This is a genomic window from Candidatus Edwardsbacteria bacterium, from assembly GCA_031082425.1.
Classification (GTDB): domain Bacteria; phylum Edwardsbacteria; class AC1; order AC1; family EtOH8; genus UBA2226.
The window spans coordinates 63,950-84,541 of record JAVHLB010000002.1; the positions used below are offsets into that span (position 1 = coordinate 63,950).

Genomic DNA, 20,592 nt, shown 5'->3' on the forward strand with positions numbered 1-20,592 from the left:
TATGTGTCATCTGAATTTAGAATTCTTTGCTTAACGCCAACGCCGGGCGTTTATCGAAAGGCGTGACCTGAAAGCTCAGGCCCAGTTTTTTACGAAGGTTGGCATTATAACTGCTTACGCTTTTCACCGCCACCACGCAGTCGGTCACCCTGACGCCCAAATGGATAAACCCCCAAGTCTTTTTCGATTCGTCCTGTTTCTCAACCCATAAACTTTGGGTCATCAGCCCGGCCGTCAGGAAAAGCACCCCCGCTTTGTAATTTTTGGCGTAAAAGTTGCCGCAACCTGGGATCACCGACCAAAAGATAGCCCAACCCTTCGATTTGGATTTGTCCTCGTACTGTGCCTCCATGAAGCCCCGCATCATGGTCTCGGTCTGCTGGTTCATCTGCTGCTGGACCGGGACCTTCTCCTGGGGCTTGAGTATCCCGGCCAGTTCCTCGGCCGATTCCCGCATGCCGGCGGTCAGCAGGAAATCCAGCTGACCCTGATAATCCCTGGTGGCTGTTTTTTCCACCTTGCCGGTCTTGAGATCTATCAGCCGGACCTGGGCCGAGTAGATGTTGCCCACCTTGCCGGCCGAACCGCCGACCATCTTCTGCACCGGCAGCAGCCTTCCGGCCTCCACCAGGCAGGCGGTCTCGTCGCAGGCCCCGGTCTGCTGGAAACCCTGCTCCTTGAGGATCTCATCCATCTTGTCCCGCTCCAGCACGTCGAAGCTGTCGGTCCTCTGCAGTTCGATGGTCAGGCGCTCGGTCAGGAATTTGGATTCGGTCTCGGAGATGTCCGAACCGCGCAGCGGCATCACCGCCACCGCGGTTTTTTGGGCAGCCTGAGCCAGGGCGATCGACGCCGTCATGATCAAAACCATTGCCGACATCAGAGTTTTTTTCATTACCCTTCTCCCAGTTTCAATTAAAGGTCAATGTTTATCACCTGCCTAAAAAGATGTTGCCAAAAAATCAGTGGGTATCTGTCCAATCCGGGTTGATCCGCGTTCCATTACACCTCGGTCTCCTCAAAATGCGACAGCTTCTTGAATTCCTTGAAGCGTTTTTCGATCTCCTCCCGGGTCAATGTCTTCAGCCGTTCCAGGGAGAAGCTCTCCACATTGAAGGAGGCCATCACGCTGCCGTAGATCATGGCCCGGCGTAGGTTTCGGTCATTTATCTCACCCTTGGATGACAGATATCCCATGAAACCGCCGGCGAAGGAATCGCCCGCGCCGGTGGGATCATACACATCCTCCAGGGGATAGGCCGGCACGGTGAAGGCCGTATCATCTGTCAGCAGCATGGCCCCGTGCTCGCCTTTTTTTATCACCAGGATCTTGGGGCCCATGGCTCTGATGGCCTTGGCCGCCTTTATCAGGTTGGGCACCCCGGCCAGCTGCCGGGCCTCGGCGTCGTTGATGAACATGATATCCACCTTTTTGATGGTCTTCAACAGTTCGTCCTTCTTGCCGCTGATCCAGAAATTCATGGTGTCGCAGCCGATGGCTTTCGGTCCCTTGACCTTGGAGATGACGTCCTGTTGCAGCACCGGGTCGATATTGGCCAGAAAGAGAAATTCGGTATTTTCGTGCTCCGGTTTCAGCTTGGGCCGGAATCCCTCGAAGACGTTGAGGTCGGTGGCATGGGTCTTGGCCTCGTTCATATCGTATTGGTAGGAACCCGTCCAGCGGAAGGTCTTGCCCGGCACCACTTCCAGCCCGGAGAGATCGACCCCCCGCTGGGCCAGAAACTCGATATTATCTTTTGGGAAATCCTCCCCCACCACCCCCACCAAGCTGACCTGGGTGAAAAAACTGGCGGCCGAGGAAAAATACAGGGCACTTCCCCCCAGGGCCTCCTTGGTCTCCCCAAAGGGCGTTTTGACCGAATCCAATGCGATGGAGCCGACCACTAACATGGGCATAAATGTCTACCTTTGTTCAAAAGTTCAAATCGTTGAGGACGTTTGATCGTTTCAACCCTGTTTAATTTTTATACCTTTATCTTGGCTATCACGCTCTTGACCAGCTGTACGAACTTTTTCTCGGCCTGGCCGGCCACCGCTATGACCTCCTCCAGGCTGACCGATCTCATGGCCTCGGGAAAGCCCATGTCGGTGATGATGGAAAAGCCCATCACCTTCATTCCCGAATGGCGGGCCACTATCACCTCCGGCACCGTGGACATGCCCACCACATCGGCCCCCAGCAGGCGGACCATCCGGTATTCGGCCCCGGTCTCCAGGGTGGGACCGGTCAGCGCCAGGTAGACGCCTTTCTGCAGTTTGATCTTCTCCTCCAGGGCGGTTTGCTCGGCCAGCTTCTGCAGATCCATATCGTAGAGGTTGTACATGTCGGGGAATCTGGGGCCCAGCTGGTTGAAATTTTGGCCGATCAGGGGATGGTCCCCCATCAGGTTGATATGGTCCGAGATCAGCATGATATCGCCGGCCCGGTGGGCCGGATTGACCCCGCCGCAGGCATTGGAGACAATCATGATCTCCACCCCCAGCGCCTTCATCACCCGCACCGGGAAGGTCACCTGCTGCATGTTGTAGCCCTCATAGTAATGGAAGCGGCCCTGCATGGCCATCACCGGTTTTCCCGAGAGATGCCCGAATATCAGCTTGCCGGCGTGGCTCTCCACGGTGGACACCGGAAAATGGGGGATCTCCTGGTAGGGGATGGCATCCTGGATGTCTATCTCCTTGACCAGCCCGCCCAGGCCGGTGCCCAATATGATGCCGATCCTGGGGCTGACCCTGGTTTTGCCCTTTATATGATCGGCCGCCTGGTCTATCATTTTGATCATGCCGCTCATTTCGCTTCCTCTCTGTCGCTGTGGTCGATCTCTCCTTCGGGCTCCGGCCCGTCGTTGATCAGCGGCGGCAAGTCGTCCTTCTCGGACTCGGCCGCCGGAATTTCATCGGTCTCGCGGATCTTGGCGGTGCTCATCAGGGTGCTCAGCATCTTCTTCATATCGGCCAAGCTGGGCTCATCTTGGGAGATCTCCGGCTTGGGCTGCTCCGGCGGCTGGCTCCCGGCCCGATCTTCCTTCTTCATGGCCGAGAATATATTGGTCTGGATCCTGATGCCCGAATCCATCTCCTGGGTCTGCAGCATTTCCAGATGCGAATCCACCAGACTGCGCAGCTTGGCCAGGTAGCTGCTGCGGACGTTCTTAAGGTCGGCTATCTGGCGCTGCAAATCCATCAGCCGGGCCCGGGCTTCGCCGATGATCTGGTCGGCCTTGAACTGGGCCTCCTTGATGAACAGCTCGCCCCGCCGTTCGGCGTTGTCCCGCAGTTCGTCCGAGGTCTTCTGGGCCGACATCAGGGTGTCCTGCAGGGTCTTCTCCATCCGGCGGTAATCGTCAATCTTGCCGTCCAGCCCCTGCATCCTCTCGGCCAGGCTGGTGTTCTCCCGGATCAGCTCTTCGAACTCTCCGGCCACCATCTCCAGGAAGGCCTGGACCTCGGCCGGGTCCAGCCCGCCCATGGGCTTCTTCTTGAAGGTCTGTTTTCTTATATCCAAGGGGGTCAGTTTCATGGCGACTCCTCCTTAATTTCAATAGATTTTTAAACGATAACCGTATTCGATCAGGCTGGCCACCAGAAAATTCCTGACGAAGAATATGGCCAGTATGGCCAGCATCGGAGAGAGGTCCAGCCCGATGCTCCCCAGCGGGACCACCCTCCTGATGGGCCTTAATACCGGATCGGTCAGCCTGGCCAGCAGCCGGACGATGGGATTGAAGGGATCGGGGTTGACCCAGGAGATCAGCGCCCGGATTATGATCACCCACATGTAAACATCCAAGGCCAGGGCCAGCGCTTTTCCCAGTGCGATTATGAAGTTTGCCAAAAGGATCATTTATCCGTCGTTATTAATAAAGATTAACCGTGATTGCCTGATTTTTTTGCCGCAAAGACGCCAAGAACGCAAAGATAATTTTATCTGGATGTAAATGTTTCGCCTGTCTTCGTGTGTTTCGTGGGCAAATTCACCGGCTACCGAAGATGGCGCTGCCCACCCGGATCATGGTGGACCCCTCCTCGATGGCCATCGGGTAATCTCCCGACATCCCCATGGACAGGTGCTTCATTTCGATGTTGGGTATGGCTTGAAGCCTGATCTCATCGAATATGTTTTTCAGCATTCTGAAAGATCCCCGGACCCTGGCGGTGTCATCCGTCAGCGGCCCCACTGTCATCAACCCCAGTACCTTTATCCCCTTTATATCCTTTAGGTCCCTTATGGCATTTATAACCTCTTTAGGATCAAATCCAAACTTCTGCGGCTCCCCGGAGGTGTTGACCTCCAGCAGAACCTCCTGATTTTTGCCCATCTGCCGGGCCCTCCGCCCCACCTCCCGGGCCAGAGCGACCGAATCTACGGAGTGGATCAGGGAAAAGATCTCCACCGCCTTTTTGGCCTTGTTGGATTGCAGGTGTCCTATCAGGTGCCACTCTACCCTGGTGCCTATCTGGGAGTATTTATCCAGAGCCTCCTGCACCCGGTTCTCCCCGATGATGTCCACCCCGGCGGCTATGGCCAGTTCGATAACCTCGGCCGGAAAGGTCTTGGTGACCGCCACTAGGGTGATATCCTCCGGTCGCCGCCCGGCACTCCGACAAGCATCGTCGATGCTTTTGCCAAGCCGCTTTAGATTATCCCCTACTTGTTGCATAACATATTATTATATCTCATTTAAAGCCCCATTTGCAATACAAAAATGCCCTCCATCAACATTGCTGGGCATTGTTTTCTGCTTGACTATCCTTTATTTTAGGTTTAGAATTATCCTGATCAGTGGGGCTTCCGACGCCATCGTCTTTTTCTGAATGGACTGCCGGCACGAAACCCCGTCATAATCGTTATCTTTTCAACCTTTTACGGAAAAATCGATCATGGCAAAATTCTACCGGGGAAAATTTCCCATCACCTTAAACCGCAAGGCCCGGAGGAACTTTTTCCGGATCCTCTTTTTACTGGGGCTGTTTTTGATATTTGTGACGGGATTCGGGGCCGGCACCTTCGCCTTCTACAGCCGGGGGCTGCCCTCCACCCGGGCCCTGCAGGAGATGCAGCCCAAACAGGGCACCAAGGTCTTCGACCGCCACGGCCATCTGATCTACGAATTCTCCGAGGAGCATCGGGTGGTGGCCCCGCTGGCCCGGATACCAAAACACCTGATCGAAGCCACCATCGCCATCGAAGACCGCAGTTTCCGCTCTCACTGGGGGGTTGACATTTTCGGCTACGCCGCGGCGGTCAAGGATTTCATGCTGCGCCGCAGCAAGCGGCTGCGGGGCGCCTCCACCATCACCCAGCAGCTGGCCCGCAACATGTTCCTGACCCAGGACCGCACCCTGTCGCGCAAGATCGCCGAGGCCATACTGGCCATGAAGATCGAACGGCTGTTCTCCAAGGACGAGATATTGGAGCTGTACTTCAACCAGATAAACTACGGCCACGGGGCCTACGGGGTCCAGACCGCCTCCCAGATGTATTTCGGCCGGGACGTGGACAGTTTGACGCTGCCCCAGGCGGCCCTGTTGGCCGGGATGCCGCGGGGTCCATCGATATACACCCCCTACACCCATCCCGAAGCGGCTTTGAAAAGAAGGAACACCGTGCTGGAGGCCATGGTGGCCACCGAAGCCATCACCAGGGCCCGGGCCGATTCCGCCCGAAAGACGGAGATAGTGGTCAAGCCCCGCGAATTGCGGCTCAATGACGCCCCCTATTTCGTGGAGGAGGTCCGCAAATACCTGGAGGCCAAATACGGGGCCAATGCCATCTACCAGGGAGCCATGCAGGTCTACACCACCCTGGACCTCAAGCTGCAGAGAGCGGCCAATCAGGTCTCCGAGCGCTGGATGGAACAGCTGGAGGACCTTTACCGGCTGGTTCCACGGCGCAGGGATTTCAAAACGCCCAAGGTCGAGACTGATATAGTCAACACCCCCTATATCCAGGACGCCCTGCTGGCACTGGATCCCGGTAACGGCCACATCCTGGCCATGATCGGGGGCCGGGATTTCCTGATCAGCAAATTCAACCGGGCCATCCAGTCCCGCCGCCAGGCCGGCTCGGCCTTCAAGCCCTTCATCTACACCGCCGCCATCGACAACGGCTTTTCCCCCGGCGACGTCATCCTGGACGCCCCCATCGTGATAGAGGATGACGGCTCAGGCAACCCCTGGTATCCCCGCAATTACGACGGTAAATTCGACGGCCCCACCTCCCTGAGGCGGGGGCTGGCCCTGTCCAAGAACCTGATAGCGGTCAAGCTGATCCAGAGCGTCGGGCCCTCCACCGTCATCAGCTACGCCCGCAAGATGGGCATTCGGACCCCGTTGCCGGCGGTGCTGTCGCTGGCCCTGGGCTCGGCCGACATCAGCATGATAGACATGGTCAGCGCCTACGGCGTTTTTGCCAACCGCGGGATCCGGGTGGAGCCGCTGATGATCCTTAAGGTGCTGGACAAGAACGGCACCGTGTTGGAGGAGACCCATCCCTACGCCGAGGAAGTGCTGTCCCCCCAGACCGCCTACATTATGGCCAACATGATGAAGACGGTGGTGGACCACGGCACCGGGATTGCGGCCCGCAGTCTGGGATTCACCCGCCCGGCCGGGGGCAAGACCGGCACCACCAACGATTACACCGACACCTGGTTCGTGGGCTACACCCCGGACCTGGTGTGCGGAGTATGGGTGGGCTTCGACCAAAAGAAGACCGTGGCCGAGGGCGCCACCGGGGCCGGGCTGGCCCTGCCCATCTGGGCGGCCTTCATGAAACAGGCCACCGACAGCCTGCCAGTCAAGGATTTTTCGGTGCCGGGGGACATCGTCTCGGCCGCCATCTGCACCGAGTCCGGACTGCTGGCCACCCCGGCCTGCCCCAGCCCCAGGAGCGAGATATTCCTCAAGGCCAACCTGCCGGCCAGGAGCTGCGATATCCACCGTCTGCAGAACCTTAACATGCAGAGCAAGGATTATAATTTCGAACAACTGGACCGCGGCAGCCTGAACGATCCGGATTTCAAACCGTGACATAATTGTCATTCTCGCACTTCATTTCATTCAGTATAAACTCCGGCGGGAATCCAGAGAGAAGAATATTGATGACCGATAGAAAGAAACTGATAAAAGAATACAAGCAAACGCTCACCCCGATGGGCATTTTGCAGATAAAAAATCTGACCAACGGCAGGATATTGTTAATGAAGGCCAAGAACCTTCCCGGCATCATCAATAGCCAGAAGTTCACGCTTAAGAACGGATCTCATCCCATTTTGGCTCTGCAGAAGGACTTTACCAGCCTGGGTGAAAGCAATTTTTCCTTTGAAGTGCTTGATCATCTGGAGCCCCGGGAGGGTGTCAGCTACGATTACACAAAAGACCTTAAGGCCCTGGAGGAGATCTGGATCGAAAAGCTCCAGCCTTACGGCGATAAGGGCTATCATACCAAACGATGATGGAGTCCGCCTGTCCGATATTAACTTTACAAAACCGTCATGGAGGGACCAATGAAATTTCTGGTTTATTTTATCGCCGGTTTGCTTTTCTTTTGTACCGGGTCCGGCCTTTTCGCCCAAGGATTTATTGACCTTGAAGCAGGGGCGGCCTTCACCGGATACAATGACGTTCAGATCCCCAGCGACAGCGGAACCAGGTTCTCCCTGGCCGACGAGATCGTATCATCCCCCGCTGTGGTTTTAAGGGCCCGTGGAGGTTTGACCATGGCCGGGAGACATAGCATCTTTATCTTGGCGGCGCCCCTTACCGTCCGGGGGACCGGGATCCTGGAGAGGGATATCACCTTTCAGGGGAAAATATTTCGCCAGGGCACAGAAATTCATTCCACCTACCGCTTCGATTCCTACCGGTTGACCTACCGCTACACAGCGATTGAAGGACCGGTTTTCATTATGGGGGCTGGGCTGACCGCCAAGATCCGCAGCGCCGATATCTCCCTGATGAACGATTCAGCCTATGCCCGCCGCAGTGATCTGGGGGTGGTACCGCTGATCAATCTGATGGCCAAGTATAAGATGACCGAGAGGACCGGCCTGCTGTTGGAGAGCGACGCCCTTTGGTCGCCCTACGGCCGGGCTGAGGATGTTCTGCTGGCCTTTCAATACAGCCCCAAGGAAAGCCATACCCTCCGGATAGGCTACCGGATGCTGGAGGGCGGCGCCGACGGCGGTGGCAAAGTGTACACCTTTTCCCTGTTCCATTACCTGACGGCCGGCATCACAGTAAAATTCTAATATACCATTTAGGATATTTTATGCCCAGCTGGCAAAGCCGCCTTTTTATCTTTCTGCTTAAATACCGGCACCTGCTGAAATTTCAGAAGAAAAGGACCACCACGGTCGACGGGGACACCTCCCTGCAGGCTCTGCGGGCCGAGGTCGAGCGGGGGGCGGACTTCTTCGGCAAACTGCCGGACGGCTTCAGCCTGGCCCCGGTCATGATCGGCAATCTGACGGCCGAATGGATGAGGCCCCAGGATGCGCCCCGGGACAAGGCCATCCTCTATTTCCACGGGGGCGGGCTGGTGGTGGGCTCCATCCGGGCCCACCGGGGCATAGTGGCCAAGTTCGTAAAAAAGTGCCGGATACAATCCCTGTTGTTCGATTATTCCCTGGCCCCGGAGCATCCCTACCCCGCCGGATTGAACGATTCGGTGGCCGCCTACAAGTATCTGCTGGCGCACGGCATCAAGCCGGAGAATATGATGTTCATGGGCGACTCCGGCGGCGGCAACCTGGTCTTTGCCACCCAGCTGGCCCTTAAGGAACAGGGGCTTCCCCTGCCCGGCGGGTCCATCGCCCTCTCGCCCTGGACCGACCTCAGCAACTCCGGCGAATCCTGGACCTTCAACGCCCAAAAGGACACCCTTTGCTGGAAGGAATCCCAGACCACCTTCAGCCGGTACTATGCCGGGGAGAACGACCCCAGGCAGCCCCTGATCTCGCCGCTGTTCGGGGACCTACGCGGCCTGCCGCCGATGCTGATCTTCGCAGGAGGCGACGAGACCCTGCTCAGCGACTCCACCCGCCTGGCCGAGAAGGCTAGGGCCGCCGGGGTTGATGTTACATTGATCGTGGGCCAAGGCCTGTTCCACTGCTACCCGGCCTGCGCCCCCATGTTCCCCGAGGCCAAAGAGGCGATGGAGCAGATCTGCGGGTTTGTCAAAAAGCATTTGAAGGCCTGATATGGATCTCATAGGCAAGACCACCATCAATCCGATCCTGTTCTACACCGGTAAAATATCCGGTTACTTAACCTGGATCATATTACTGTTGTCGGTGCTGGGTGTCCCAGCCATAGAAACATATTCGTCTTCGCTGTTAAAATACACTGCTTATGTTTTATCCCTGGTTGGCCTTTCACTGATCGTCGTAAGCCTGATCAATCTTGGACGATCCACCCGGCTGGGCCTGCCGCAGGAGGACACTGTTTTAAAGACCGGCGGCCTGTACCGCTTCAGCCGCAACCCGATGTACCTGGGCTTTGACCTACTGACCCTGGCTTCCATCATATATACAATGAATATCGGAATAATATCACTTGGACTATACAGCCTGATAGTTTACCATTTGATAATTCTGGGAGAGGAAAAGTTCCTGTCAAAGAGCTTTGGTAAAGCTTATTATGATTACCGGCAAAAAACCCGAAGATATTTGTAATAATGTCCCCTGCCATTAGAATGAAAGGAGCTGCCATAACATGAACAACAATAATGAAACCGCTTTTGGCACCCCATTTGAACGGATCTTTATGGGGCTTCTGTCCATCGTGACCGGCATCATTCTTATATTTTTGGCGGTCAACGGCCCCCTGTTTTTACATCAGATCAAATACAGGACGGCAGAGATATTGAACAATCAGCTGATCGGCCAGGATCTGGTGAACCTTTTCCTGTTAAGCGTCATCCTGATCGCCGGCGGGGCGACACTTTTCCTCAAGAAACAAATATCAAAGCATCTCTTGATCATCACCCCGCTCTATCTGATATACTATGTGCTGAGCTACACCATCGGCTGGGAGTGGAGCTCCCCGGAATATTCCGGCAACAGCCAGGGGTACACCTTCTATTTCCTTTTCATCCTGATCGCGTCCCTCCTGATCCTGCTTTATTCTATTTCCATCTTTCCCAAGAAGGTGGAAAGCCGCTTCAAGAAAAAGCCTCTGATCATCTATTCGGTCCTGTTCTCGTTCTTCCTGCTGGTCTTTGCCTCCATGTGGGTCAAGGAGGTATTGGAGGTCATGGCCACCGGCACCGCCCGGGCCTATGACATCGCGCCCACCGCTTTCTGGGTGGTGCGTATCTTCGACCTGGGATTCTCCATCCCGCTGGGATTGGTCAGCGTCTATCTGTTATGGACCAGGCCCGATACCACCTACTCCATACAATACCTGTTCTATGGCTTTTTCCTTACAATGATATTAGCGGTCAACGCCATGGGGTTGGTGATGTATTTCAACCATGACCCCACATTTATGATGCGGGATCTGGTCGTTTTCATCATCCTGGCCCTGATCGTTTTCTCCGGATTCATCTATATTCAAAAAAATTACCGGGTCCTCCCTGACAACCAGTCCTTGTAAACTGCGAATATTTCTTGCGTCATGAAAATAACAGTCCTCTGCGAAAATCAGGCCGGTCATAATGGCTCCAGATTCATTCTGGCCGAATGGGGTCTTTCTCTATTGATAGAGGCCGGAGATGTCAATATCCTCTTCGATGCTGGACATACCAATGTTTATTGGCACAATGCCGAACAGTTGAAGATCAATTTGAACCGAACGGATTTCATAGTGCTGTCGCACCACCACTGGGATCACGTCGGCGGGTTGCAACATCATGGTTTTAAGACCAAAAAGAAACTCGTGGCTCATCCGGAATTGATCGCCCAGCTGCCGGCAAAAGAGACCCGAAAGATAAAAACGGATTTCAGGATCATCACCTCTGCCGAACCGCTGGAATTTTCCCAAGGTATCTTTTATCTGGGGGAGATCCCCCGGGTAAATAATTTTGAAAAAGGATTGTTCAAAAGGAAGCGGATGCCTGACGATTCAGCGATGGCCATCAAGACCAAGAACGGCGCGGTGGTCATCACCGGCTGCTCGCATTCCGGCATCTGCAACATATGCCAATACGCCAAGCAGGTGACCGGACAGAAGCTTTACGCCGTGATCGGCGGGTTCCATTTGTTTGGGAACGATCCGAAGGCGGTGGAAGGGACCGTCCGTTATTTTAAAAAGGAACGGCCCGAACATATCTATCCCATGCACTGCATAGACCTTTCCACCCTGGCCAGATTTTATGATGAATTCGGTATAAGGAAATTATCTGCCGGCGATAACATTTTAATACCATGAAAAACTGCAAACGATGCGCTATCCAAAAAGTATATCCAACATTGAAGAAAAACGTCCCCCTGCCGGTCAGTTTTCAGCCTGGCTGCGCCGTTTCCGGAAGGCATTGAAAAATGAGACCGGGATCAATGTAAAATGCGGCGATTGCAATGCCTGCTGCAGATCTTCGCAATTCATTCATGTCAAACCGGGAGAGACTGAAACTATCGCCAGAATAGATAAAAGACTGTTGTTCCCGGCGCCGGGCCTTCCCAGGGGCAATATGGTTCTTGGCTATGATAAGGACGGTTGCTGCCCTATGCTGATAAAGGGCCAGTGTTCGATCTATGAAGACCGCCCGATAACCTGCCGTAATTATGACTGCCGGATATTCGCCGCGGCCGGTATAAATGCCGGAGGCAAGGAGAAAGAGCTTGTCAATCAGCAAGTGCGCCGATGGAGATTCAAATATAAAGATGCGCTGGACCGCCGGCAGCATTCGGCAGTAATGGCGGCGGCTGAGTTTTTAAAAGAAAACGCCAGAATTTTCCCAGCCGGGTCCTTATCAGGCAACCCCAGCCAGCTAGCCATTCTGGCCATCAAATGTTACGATGTATTTTTAAGACCAGATCTTCTCAGAAACAAAAAGGAAACCGTCCAAAAGATGATATCGAAAGTACAGCAGATTTGAAAAGCCCCGCTTATATAAAGCGGGGCTTTTCAATCCCTGAAATAAATCATGTAAATCCTGTCAAAAAGGCATCCTGATACTCAGGCCGGTTTCAGTTCCACCGTGAAGTGCCTCATGATGGGCGCCTCGCGCACGATGGCGTATCCCTTCTTTATCTCGTTTCTTCTGTCATAGACGTTCTTCAGACACTCTGCCACGTAAAGCATGTGGTTATCGCTGTAGACCCGGCGCGGAATGGCCAGGCGCAGCAGCTCCAGCTCCGGGTAGCGGTTCTCCCGGGTTTGGGGATCGCGGTCGGCCAAAAGAGTTCCGATCTCCACTCCCCGCACCCCGCCTTCCTTGTAAAGCTCCACCCCCAGGGTCTGGGCTATGAACTGCTCCTGGGGAACATTGGGCAGGAATTTCTTGGCGTCCACGAAGACGGCGTGCCCGCCCACCGGCTGCTGGATGGGAATGCCGCAAGACATCAGCTTTTCTCCCAACAGCCCCACCTGACGGACCCTTGATTCAAGATAGTCGAACTCGGTGGCCTCGCGCAGGCCCACCGACAGCGCGCCCAGGTCCCGTCCGGCCATCCCGCCGTAGGTGATGTAGCCCTCGAACACGATGTTGAAGGTGCAGGATTTCTCGAACAATTCCTTGTCCCTGAAGGCGATGAACCCGCCGATGTTGACGATCCCGTCCTTCTTGGCGCTCATGGTGCATCCGTCCACCAGATCGAACATCTCACGCACTATCTGCTTGATGCTTTTGTCCGCAAACCCCGGCTCGCGCATTTTGATGAAGTAGGCGTTCTCGGCAAAGCGGGCGGCATCGAAGAACAGCCTGATCCCGTATTTCTTGCACAGGGCCGACACCGCTCGGATGTTCTCCAGCGACACCGGCTGTCCGCCCGAGGAATTGCAGGTGACGGTGATCAGGCACAGCGGAATGTTCTGCTTGGGATATTTCTTGAAGACCGCCTCCAGCTTGTTCAGGTCCAGGTTGCCCTTGAAGGGATGCAGGGAGGAAGTGTCAAAGGCCTGGTCGATGGTGCAGTCCAGGGCCTGGGCCTTGCGGAATTCGATGTGGCCCTTGGTGGTGTCGAAGTGGCTGTTGCCGGGGACCACGAAGCCCGGGGACTCCATGCCCATCAAAGCCGAGAACAGCACGTTCTCGGCCGCCCGGCCCTGGTGGGTGGGCAGAAAATACGGCATGCCCAACAGCTCTTCGATGGTGTGCTTCAGCTTGTAGTACGAGCTGGCCCCGGCGTAGGATTCATCGCCCAGCATTATCTCGGCCCACTGGGCGCTGCTCATGGCACCGGTGCCGGAGTCGGTCAGCAGGTCCACGAACACCTCATCGCTTTTCAGGTTGAACAGGTTGTACCCGGCGGAGGCGATCAGTTCCTCCCGCTCCTGGCGGGTGGTGCGGCGGATGGGTTCCACCATCTTGGTCTTGTATGGCTCGGCGAACGGCAGCAAATTCATTCATCCTTCCTTGACAGTCATTTTATATTGATTTTTTACGTTCATATGACCGGCCCCTCCCCTTACGGAGAGGGGCCGGTCATCAGGAGTTACCTGTTCACGGGATTGTCACCGGGATAATGCCCCGCTATTTATCTTTCAGTTTCTCCTCCAGCTCGGCTATCCTTCTCTCCATGGCATTGATCTTTTTGATGTAATTCGGCAGCAGGGCCACGCTGGCCTCCCGGCGGCGGGCCTCGGAATGTTTCTTGGCCGGATAGCCGGAAGCCACCGTCTTGCTGGGTATGGATTTGAGGACCCCGGATTGGGCGCCAAAAGTAACGTCATCGCCTATCTTCAGGTGTCCGATGATGCCGACCTGTCCCCCCATCACCACCCGGTCGCCGATGAAGGTCGACCCGGCCACCCCGGACTGTCCGGCCACCACTCCGTCTTTTCCGATATGAACATTGTGGGCGATCTGCACCAGATTATCTATCTTGGTCCCCTGTTTGACTATGGTGGGCCCCAGGGCCCCCCGGTCGATGGCGGTGTTGGCCCCCACCTCCACGTCGTCCTCCAGGATGACATTGCCCACTTGGGGGATCTTGAAATATTTATCTCCGTCCTTGGCGTAGCCGAATCCGTCCGATCCCAACACCACCCCGCCGTGCAGGATGATCCGGTTGCCTATCCGGCAGCCCTCCCGTATGGACACCTGGGGATAGATCAGGCAATCGTCCCCGATGGTGCTGCCCTGGCCGACATAGCACAGGGGCATGATCACGGTATTGGCGCCTATTCTGGCCCCGGCTTCGATGATCACATAGGCCCCGATGGTGGCGCTCTTTTCTATCTGGGCCGTGGTATCGATGATCGCCGTAGAATGGATGCCCGGACGGGGCTTTATTTTGACGGCATTGTAAAAAAAGGTCACCGCCTTGGCGAAGCTTAAGTATGGGTTGTCGGAGACTATCAGGGTCCGCCCCTGGGCCGCAACATTTTTGGGGACGATGATGCAGGAGGCCCTGGTGGATCCCAGATATCCGGCATAACTGGGATTGGCCAGAAAGCTCAGTTGGCCGGGCTGGGCCTCCTTCAGGCCCGCCAGGCCGGTCAGTTCCACATCCGGGCCCTGCAGCTGCCCCCCGCACTCCCTGGCCAGCAGGCTGGCTTTGTATCCGCTCATTGCTGGGATATCCTCTGGCTGATTTTTTCCGCCAGGCTTTCACAGCCCGCCACCAGCTCGCCTTCGCCATCTACCTTTTCGCTCTCCTCGGCTATCATCTGGTCGCGCTCCACGTTGTATACCTTGATGGTGATGGTTATCTGATTGTTGGCCAGGTTCTGGGTGATCTGCCCCAGGGTCATATAGCTGGCATCGAGGATCTTGGCCATCTCCAGGCCGCGGGCCTCCTTGACCTCGGACTTGGAGAGCCCCTTGTCCTTTACGATATCCTCAACCTGTTTCTTGGCCACCGGCTTCAGTTTCTGCCCCCTCTCCAGCGCAGTGAATATAAACTCCTGAGCCTGCTTGCCGAACTTCCTCTTGATGGCCTCGGCGTCCAGCTCCCAGACCGGAAACAGGGCGATGCTGGGCAGAACCTTGACGGCCATTCCCTCCTCCTTGGCCAGCTCCTCCAGCACCTGCTCGGTGATGTCCAGTTCCTTGGAGGCGTAGACCACCAGTCCCGAGGATGAATCCAGCACCATCAGCAGGTTATTGTCCAGGGCCACCCGCTTGACCACATTCCCTATCTTCTCGGCCATGGGCTTGGACAGCTCGCGGTTCTTCTGGTCGGCCTTTCCGCCCGGATCGAAGATCTCTTTTACAAAGGCCTCCAGCTCCTGTTTCTTGAGGGCTATCTCCTCCTTTTTGGCTTTGCGCCGCTCGCTGCTGATCACCAGGTCCGTCAGCTCCAGGCTTTTCTCCAGAGAATCCACCATCTTGCGTTTGGCTGAGATCTCCTTGTTCCAGCCTTCTATGATCCGGTTCATCTCCTGCCGGACGTCGGCGGCCCCCCGGTACTGGGCGAACACTGCCTTGGAATCCAGGTAGCCCACCTTCTGACTGTAGGCGCTGCCCGGCAAAAACAAGACCGCCAGAAGCAGGAAAAATATCTCTCGGGGATATCTGATCTTCATAGCCAACGCCTTTCCCTATTTTTAGTGATTAAAACGAGGTCCCCAGCTGGAAATGCAGCTGCCATTTGTCCGACTGCACGTTCTTGTCCCAGTCGAATCCCCATCCCCAGTCCAGGCCCAGGACGCCCAGCATCGGCACCTCGGCCCTGACCCCCAGGCCGGCTCCCTTGTACAGCACCGAGGGATGGATCTTGTCATATTGGGTCCAGGTGTTCCCGGCATCGGCGAAGGCCAGCAGGTAGACGCTCTGGTTGAAGCTGTATTTGACCTCCAGGTTGCTGATCAGCATTATCCGGCCGCCGTAGGTGGCCCGGTTGATGCTCTGGTCGGGATAGCCCCTTACCCCGTCGTCCCCCGAGCCGCCGATGCGGAATCTTTCGTAAGCCGGCACCGTGGAAGGGCTGCTGTAGCCGTCCACCACCCCGGTCTTGGCCCGGGCCATCCCCACCAACTTCCAGAACAGCGGCCGGTAGTGCCGGTACTCCAGCAGGTATTTCTGAAAATTGATCCGGCCCCCCAGGATGCCGCCGGCGTACTTGGCCAGACCCACCGTCCGGGTGCCGCGGCTGGCGTTGAAGGGCCGGTCCCGGCTGTCCCTTACCAGCGTAAACGAGGTGCTCGATGATATGGATGGGAATGCTTGAGTGCTCATGGCTTGCGCAAAAGATTCGGACATATCCGTGATATTGATCCGCTCCAGGCTGTAGGACCAGTAGCCCCGGGTGTAATCCAGCCAGGGGATGGGGCGCCCCAGACTCAGACTGCCGCCGGTCTTTTTCTGAGTGTACTCGGAATAGGTATATTGGGTGTGATAGACATTGACGCCCACCGAGGTCGGGGTGTCGAACAGCCAGGGCTCGGTGAAGCCCAGATCGACGTTGAACTTCTTGTTGCTGAACTCGGTCTTCAGGTTCACCTGCTGTCCCCGGCCCAGGAAATTGGGGACCCCGATCTGCACGAAGCCGGCCAGGCCGTCGGTGGCCCCGTAGGTGGTCCCGATCTGGAACTGGCCCACCGTCTTCTCCTTGACATCAAAGATCAGGTCGATGTTGCCCAGGGTGTCGGCCGGCTGGTAGTTCAGCTGGACGTCCTCGAAATAGCCCAGGGTGAATATCTCCCGCTGGCTGCGCATCACCTTGGAACGCCGGAACAGCTCGCCCGGCTTGACGGTCAGCACCCGGCGGATCACCTTCTCCCGGGTCTTGGTGTTGCCGGAGATGATCACCTTGTTGACATAGGCCGGTTTGTTCTCGATGATGTTATAGGTGACGTCCACCGTGGAATCCCGCAGGTCCTGGAAGGGCTCGATGTGGCAGTAGATGTAGCCCTCCTCGGTATAGATGGAGAACAGGTTCTCCAGGGTCTTGTCGGCGTCGTCTATCCGGAAGATCTTTTCCGGCTTGAGCTCGGTCATCCGGCGGAGCCTCTTGGAATCGATCTTGTCGTTGCCGGAGAATTCCACCTTGCCGATCCTGAACTCCGGCCCCTCGGCCACGTCCAGGTGGATGCTCACCCGGTCCATCTTCGGGTTGTAGGACAGGGAATCCTGCCTGGCGGCTATCTCCAGGTGGCCGTGGTTCTTGTACAGCCGGGTCACCCGTTCCAGGTCCTGGGTCAGGGTGTCCTGGTTGAATGATCCGCCCCGGAACCAGGGGATCACCTTCCAGACCAATGTCCAGCCCCGGGGCTTGGTCTTCATGGCCTTGATGACGGCCCCGTCGGACAGGGCCTGGTTGCCGCTGACCAGTATCTCCTTGACCCGGATCTTCTTGCCCTCCTCGATCTTGAACCGGACCGCATAGCGGCTGCCCGACTCTATCAGGGTGTCCTCAACCTGGGCGTTGAAGTAGCCCTTCTCCATGTACAGGGCCCGGATGGTATCCTTGGATTGGGCCAGGTACTGGGGATCCAGAAAACTGCCGGGCTTGAGGGCGATCTTCTCCTCCAGCTGGTCGGATTTGATCTTCTTATTGCCCAGGAATTCTATCCTCTCCACGATGGCTTTTTCCGTCACTGTAAAAATCAGCAGATATCCACTCTCGGTCGAATCTTTGGCCACCGCCACCTCGGTGAAGTAACCCAGCTGGTATATCTTCCTCACCGCTTCGGAGATGTTGTTCTCGTTCAGCTGGTCGCCCGGCATTATCCCCGATGCGTTCAGCACCACCTCCGGATCGATGCGCTCGATACCCTCTACCCTAAGGTCGGCTATAACGGCGGCATTGGCTGGCAAGATTTGACTAAAGCACGAAACTATCAAAACTATTGGCAAAAATATAAAGCGCTTCATGTATGTCTTTCTTTTTTAGTTATCGGTTTTACTGTTCTAAAAATCATCGGCGGGAATTGGATTGTAATTATAACATTCATGGATAATGCAGTCAATTGAAAACCTTTCCCATTAAACATGACCAGGCTGGCTATGGCCAGCCTGGTCATGGATTCATTTCTTCACCCTGGGGGGTTTTTTCCCGACCCCTCCCCTGGTTTTTCCCGGGGACTGGGGAACGAATTTCAAGACCTCGCCCTCGACTTCTATCAGCACCCTGTTCCCGAATTTGATATCGGCCTTCAGGATCTCCTGGGACAGCGGGTCCTCCACCATCCTCTGGATGGTGCGGCGCAAAGGCCTGGCCCCGTAGGTGGGGTCGAATCCCCTGGCCACCAGCAGTTCCTTGGCCTGGGGCGAGATGCCGATGGTGATGTTCTTTTCCTTAAGCCGCTGGGAAAGCTGTCCCATCAGAATGTCCACGATCCGGCCCATCTCCGGCCGGCCCAGGGAATTGAATACCACCACCTCGTCCACCCGGTTCAGGAATTCCGGATTGAAGGTTTTCTTAAGCTCCGACATCACCTTGTCCTTCATCTGGTCGAAGGCCAGCAGCTGGTCGTTCTTCTGGAATCCCAGGCTGACGCCCTTCTTGATCTCCCGGGCCCCCAAGTTGGAGGTCATGATCAGCACCGCGTTCTTGAAGCTTACCTTCCGGCCGTAGGAATCGGTCAGCTGGCCGTCCTCCAGCACCTGCAGCAGCATGTTGAACACGTCGGGATGGGCCTTCTCTATCTCGTCCAGCAGGACCACCGAATAGGGCTTGCGCCGGATCTTCTCGGTCAGCTGGCCGCCCTCCTCGTACCCCACGTAGCCCGGAGGGGCCCCCACCATCCGGGAGACGGCGAACTTCTCCATGTATTCCGACATATCCACCCGGATCAGGGCGTTCTCGTCGCCGAACAGGAAGGAGGCCAGGACCCTGGCCAGCTCGGTCTTGCCCACCCCGGTGGGGCCCAGAAAGATGAACGAGCCCATCGGCCGGCCGGTGTCCCGGATGCCGGCCCGGCTACGGCGCACCGCCCGGGAGACGGCCTCCAGGGCCTGGTCCTGCCCCACCACCCGCTTCCTGAGTTCCTCCTCCATCCGCAATAAGCGGGCGGACTCCTTCTCCTCAAGCTTGACGATGGGGATCCCGGTCCAGCGGGAGATCACATAGGCGATGTCCTCCTGGGTTATCTTTACCGCCACCAGGTCGCGGCTCTTCTTCCAGGCCTCTCGCAGCCGCTCTATTTCCCGGCGCTTGTTCCTCTCCGAATCCCTTAAGGTGGCCGCCTTCTCGTAATCCTGGCCCTTGACCGCCTCCACCTTGTGCGCTTTTATGTCCTTGAGCTGGTTCTCCAGGAATTTTATCTCGGCCGGCGGCTCGGAGGTGGACAGCCTGGCCCGCGATCCGGCCTCGTCCAGCACGTCGATGGCCTTGTCCGGCAGATAGCGGTCGGTGATGTAGCGGTCGGACAGCCGGACCGCCGATTCGATGGCCTCATCGCTGTATTTAACCTTGTGGTGGTCCTGGTATCTTTCCTGCAGGCCCTTTAATATCTTCAGCGATTCGTCCACCGACGGCGCCTCCACTATGATGCTCTGGAAGCGTCGCTCCAAAGCCCCGTCCTTCTCGATATGCTTGCGGTACTCGTCCAGGGTGGTGGCCCCCACGCACTGCATCTCCCCCCGGGCCAGGGCGGGCTTGAGCATGTTGGAGGCGTCCAGCGCCCCCTCGGCCCCTCCGGCCCCCACGATGGTGTGCAGTTCGTCCAGAAAGATGATGTTGTCCTGGGTCTGGCGCAGCTCGTTCATCAAGGCCTTCATCCGCTCCTCGAACTGCCCCCGGTACTTGGTCCCGGCCACCACCGCGGCCAGGTCCAGGGCCATCACCCGCTTGGACAACAGGGGCTCCGGCACCTCGCCGCTGATTATCTTCTGGGCCAGCCCCTCTATGATGGCGGTCTTGCCCACCCCGGCCTCGCCGATCAGCAGGGGGTTGTTCTTCTTGCGCCGGGACAGGATCTGAATGACCCTCTCTATCTCCCGGCTGCGCCCGATCACCGGGTCCAGCTTGCCGTCCTGGGCCAGCCGGGTCAGGTCCCGGCAGAAATAATCCAGGGCCGGGGTCTTGCTCTGCCCGTTTGATTGGAGCGTCGGCGATGATCCCGGCTCGCTGGACAGCAGGCGCATGATCTCTGAGCGCATCAGCTCGGTGCTGAGGCCCAGCGACACCAGGGCCCGGGAGGCTATGCCGTCCTGATCCTCCATCAGGCCCAGCAGCAGGTGTTCGGTGCCCACATAATTGTGCTGGAGGGTTTTGGCCTCCTCCACCGCCAGTTCCATGGCCCGGCGGGCCGACAGGTTGAAGGGCAGCTCGCCCATCAGGATGGTCTGGCCGCCCTTGGGCATCAGCTCCTCCACCTTGCGGCGGATCTGCTCGGTGCTTACTCCCAGGCTCAGCAGCACCGCCACCGCCACCCCCTCGCCCTCCCGGAGAGCGGCCAGAAGGATATGCTCGGTGCCTATGTAGTCGTGCTGCAGGCGCCGGGCCTCCTCGCGGGCCAGGAACAGGACCCTTCTGGCCCTTTCGGTGAATCTATTGTCTTTCATGATGATTACTTATT

General features: G+C 56.8%; 19 protein-coding genes. 8 read left to right on the top strand and 11 right to left on the bottom strand.

Features of this window, described 5'->3' with window-relative positions; genetic code table 11:
• Positions 1 to 16: 16 nt before the first annotated feature.
• From RDU76_02110 to RDU76_02135, 6 genes are all read right to left on the bottom strand, one after another.
• Positions 17 to 895 carry a CsgG/HfaB family protein gene (locus RDU76_02110; GenBank protein ID MDQ7797723.1) on the bottom strand — a complete coding sequence of 293 codons (879 nt, stop codon included), beginning with the start codon at positions 893 to 895 and terminating at the stop codon, positions 17 to 19.
• Positions 896 to 1,002: 107 nt separating this feature from the next.
• The gene (locus RDU76_02115) at positions 1,003 to 1,917 is read right to left on the bottom strand and encodes a PfkB family carbohydrate kinase (GenBank protein ID MDQ7797724.1); all 915 of its coding nucleotides are present in this window, start codon (positions 1,915 to 1,917) and stop codon (positions 1,003 to 1,005) included.
• Positions 1,918 to 1,985: 68 nt separating this feature from the next.
• Complete coding sequence (locus tag RDU76_02120) at positions 1,986 to 2,813, bottom strand: purine-nucleoside phosphorylase (protein ID MDQ7797725.1); 828 nt, start codon at positions 2,811 to 2,813, stop codon at positions 1,986 to 1,988.
• Positions 2,810 to 3,541 carry a DivIVA domain-containing protein gene (locus tag RDU76_02125; protein MDQ7797726.1) on the bottom strand — a complete coding sequence of 244 codons (732 nt, stop codon included), beginning with the start codon at positions 3,539 to 3,541 and terminating at the stop codon, positions 2,810 to 2,812. The genes RDU76_02120 and RDU76_02125 overlap by 4 nt, the downstream gene beginning before the upstream one ends.
• An 18-nt stretch (positions 3,542 to 3,559) precedes the next feature.
• The gene (locus RDU76_02130) at positions 3,560 to 3,865 is read right to left on the bottom strand and encodes a YggT family protein (protein ID MDQ7797727.1); all 306 of its coding nucleotides are present in this window, start codon (positions 3,863 to 3,865) and stop codon (positions 3,560 to 3,562) included.
• Positions 3,866 to 3,995: 130 nt separating this feature from the next.
• On the bottom strand, positions 3,996 to 4,682 hold the full coding sequence (locus tag RDU76_02135) for a YggS family pyridoxal phosphate-dependent enzyme (GenBank protein MDQ7797728.1): 687 nt from the start codon (positions 4,680 to 4,682) through the stop codon (positions 3,996 to 3,998).
• Positions 4,683 to 4,902: 220 nt separating this feature from the next.
• Between RDU76_02135 and RDU76_02140 the strand changes: the two genes are divergently transcribed.
• The 8 genes from RDU76_02140 (at position 4,903) to RDU76_02175 (ending at position 12,061) form a co-directional block, all read left to right on the top strand.
• The gene (locus tag RDU76_02140) at positions 4,903 to 7,053 is read left to right on the top strand and encodes a PBP1A family penicillin-binding protein (GenBank protein ID MDQ7797729.1); all 2,151 of its coding nucleotides are present in this window, start codon (positions 4,903 to 4,905) and stop codon (positions 7,051 to 7,053) included.
• 71 nt (positions 7,054 to 7,124) lie between these two features.
• Complete coding sequence (locus tag RDU76_02145) at positions 7,125 to 7,478, top strand: GIY-YIG nuclease family protein (protein ID MDQ7797730.1); 354 nt, start codon at positions 7,125 to 7,127, stop codon at positions 7,476 to 7,478.
• 51 nt (positions 7,479 to 7,529) lie between these two features.
• Positions 7,530 to 8,273, top strand: a complete 744-nt coding sequence (locus RDU76_02150; protein MDQ7797731.1) for a hypothetical protein — start codon at positions 7,530 to 7,532, stop codon at positions 8,271 to 8,273.
• A 20-nt stretch (positions 8,274 to 8,293) separates the two neighbouring features.
• Positions 8,294 to 9,223 carry an alpha/beta hydrolase gene (locus tag RDU76_02155; protein ID MDQ7797732.1) on the top strand — a complete coding sequence of 310 codons (930 nt, stop codon included), beginning with the start codon at positions 8,294 to 8,296 and terminating at the stop codon, positions 9,221 to 9,223.
• Between the two features lies 1 nt (position 9,224).
• Entirely contained in the window at positions 9,225 to 9,698 is a 474-nt protein-coding gene (locus tag RDU76_02160; protein ID MDQ7797733.1) for an isoprenylcysteine carboxylmethyltransferase family protein, read from the top strand.
• A 40-nt stretch (positions 9,699 to 9,738) separates the two neighbouring features.
• Positions 9,739 to 10,620, top strand: a complete 882-nt coding sequence (locus tag RDU76_02165; GenBank protein MDQ7797734.1) for a hypothetical protein — start codon at positions 9,739 to 9,741, stop codon at positions 10,618 to 10,620.
• 21 nt (positions 10,621 to 10,641) lie between these two features.
• A complete protein-coding gene (locus tag RDU76_02170) occupies positions 10,642 to 11,394 on the top strand; it encodes an MBL fold metallo-hydrolase (protein ID MDQ7797735.1) in 753 nt (250 codons plus the stop codon).
• 13 nt (positions 11,395 to 11,407) lie between these two features.
• Entirely contained in the window at positions 11,408 to 12,061 is a 654-nt protein-coding gene (locus RDU76_02175) for a YkgJ family cysteine cluster protein (GenBank protein ID MDQ7797736.1), read from the top strand.
• An 80-nt stretch (positions 12,062 to 12,141) separates the two neighbouring features.
• Here the strand turns inward: RDU76_02175 and RDU76_02180 are convergent, their stop codons facing one another.
• From RDU76_02180 to RDU76_02200, 5 genes are all read right to left on the bottom strand, one after another.
• The gene (locus tag RDU76_02180; GenBank protein ID MDQ7797737.1) at positions 12,142 to 13,530 is read right to left on the bottom strand and encodes a tryptophanase; all 1,389 of its coding nucleotides are present in this window, start codon (positions 13,528 to 13,530) and stop codon (positions 12,142 to 12,144) included.
• A gap of 127 nt (positions 13,531 to 13,657) precedes the next feature.
• A complete protein-coding gene (lpxD, locus tag RDU76_02185) occupies positions 13,658 to 14,698 on the bottom strand; it encodes a UDP-3-O-(3-hydroxymyristoyl)glucosamine N-acyltransferase (protein MDQ7797738.1) in 1,041 nt (346 codons plus the stop codon).
• Positions 14,695 to 15,654: an OmpH family outer membrane protein gene (locus RDU76_02190; GenBank protein MDQ7797739.1), complete on the bottom strand. Its 960-nt coding sequence runs from the start codon at positions 15,652 to 15,654 to the stop codon at positions 14,695 to 14,697. The genes lpxD and RDU76_02190 overlap by 4 nt, the downstream gene beginning before the upstream one ends.
• Before the next feature lie 28 nt (positions 15,655 to 15,682).
• Positions 15,683 to 17,887: an outer membrane protein assembly factor BamA gene (gene bamA, locus RDU76_02195; protein MDQ7797740.1), complete on the bottom strand. Its 2,205-nt coding sequence runs from the start codon at positions 17,885 to 17,887 to the stop codon at positions 15,683 to 15,685.
• A gap of 210 nt (positions 17,888 to 18,097) precedes the next feature.
• On the bottom strand, positions 18,098 to 20,578 hold the full coding sequence (locus RDU76_02200) for an ATP-dependent Clp protease ATP-binding subunit (GenBank protein ID MDQ7797741.1): 2,481 nt from the start codon (positions 20,576 to 20,578) through the stop codon (positions 18,098 to 18,100).
• Positions 20,579 to 20,592 lie beyond the last annotated feature (14 nt).

Coding starts and splice junctions, on each gene's coding strand:
- RDU76_02110 (MDQ7797723.1), bottom strand. CDS start 895: ATGAAAAAAACTCTGATGTCGGCAATGGTTTTGATCATGACGGCGTCG.
- RDU76_02115 (MDQ7797724.1), bottom strand. CDS start 1,917: ATGCCCATGTTAGTGGTCGGCTCCATCGCATTGGATTCGGTCAAAACG.
- RDU76_02120 (MDQ7797725.1), bottom strand. CDS start 2,813: ATGAGCGGCATGATCAAAATGATAGACCAGGCGGCCGATCATATAAAG.
- RDU76_02125 (MDQ7797726.1), bottom strand. CDS start 3,541: ATGAAACTGACCCCCTTGGATATAAGAAAACAGACCTTCAAGAAGAAG.
- RDU76_02130 (MDQ7797727.1), bottom strand. CDS start 3,865: ATGATCCTTTTGGCAAACTTCATAATCGCACTGGGAAAAGCGCTGGCC.
- RDU76_02135 (MDQ7797728.1), bottom strand. CDS start 4,682: ATGCAACAAGTAGGGGATAATCTAAAGCGGCTTGGCAAAAGCATCGAC.
- RDU76_02140 (MDQ7797729.1), top strand. CDS start 4,903: ATGGCAAAATTCTACCGGGGAAAATTTCCCATCACCTTAAACCGCAAG.
- RDU76_02145 (MDQ7797730.1), top strand. CDS start 7,125: ATGACCGATAGAAAGAAACTGATAAAAGAATACAAGCAAACGCTCACC.
- RDU76_02150 (MDQ7797731.1), top strand. CDS start 7,530: ATGAAATTTCTGGTTTATTTTATCGCCGGTTTGCTTTTCTTTTGTACC.
- RDU76_02155 (MDQ7797732.1), top strand. CDS start 8,294: ATGCCCAGCTGGCAAAGCCGCCTTTTTATCTTTCTGCTTAAATACCGG.
- RDU76_02160 (MDQ7797733.1), top strand. CDS start 9,225: ATGGATCTCATAGGCAAGACCACCATCAATCCGATCCTGTTCTACACC.
- RDU76_02165 (MDQ7797734.1), top strand. CDS start 9,739: ATGAACAACAATAATGAAACCGCTTTTGGCACCCCATTTGAACGGATC.
- RDU76_02170 (MDQ7797735.1), top strand. CDS start 10,642: ATGAAAATAACAGTCCTCTGCGAAAATCAGGCCGGTCATAATGGCTCC.
- RDU76_02175 (MDQ7797736.1), top strand. CDS start 11,408: ATGCGCTATCCAAAAAGTATATCCAACATTGAAGAAAAACGTCCCCCT.
- RDU76_02180 (MDQ7797737.1), bottom strand. CDS start 13,530: ATGAATTTGCTGCCGTTCGCCGAGCCATACAAGACCAAGATGGTGGAA.
- lpxD (MDQ7797738.1), bottom strand. CDS start 14,698: ATGAGCGGATACAAAGCCAGCCTGCTGGCCAGGGAGTGCGGGGGGCAG.
- RDU76_02190 (MDQ7797739.1), bottom strand. CDS start 15,654: ATGAAGATCAGATATCCCCGAGAGATATTTTTCCTGCTTCTGGCGGTC.
- RDU76_02200 (MDQ7797741.1), bottom strand. CDS start 20,578: ATGAAAGACAATAGATTCACCGAAAGGGCCAGAAGGGTCCTGTTCCTG.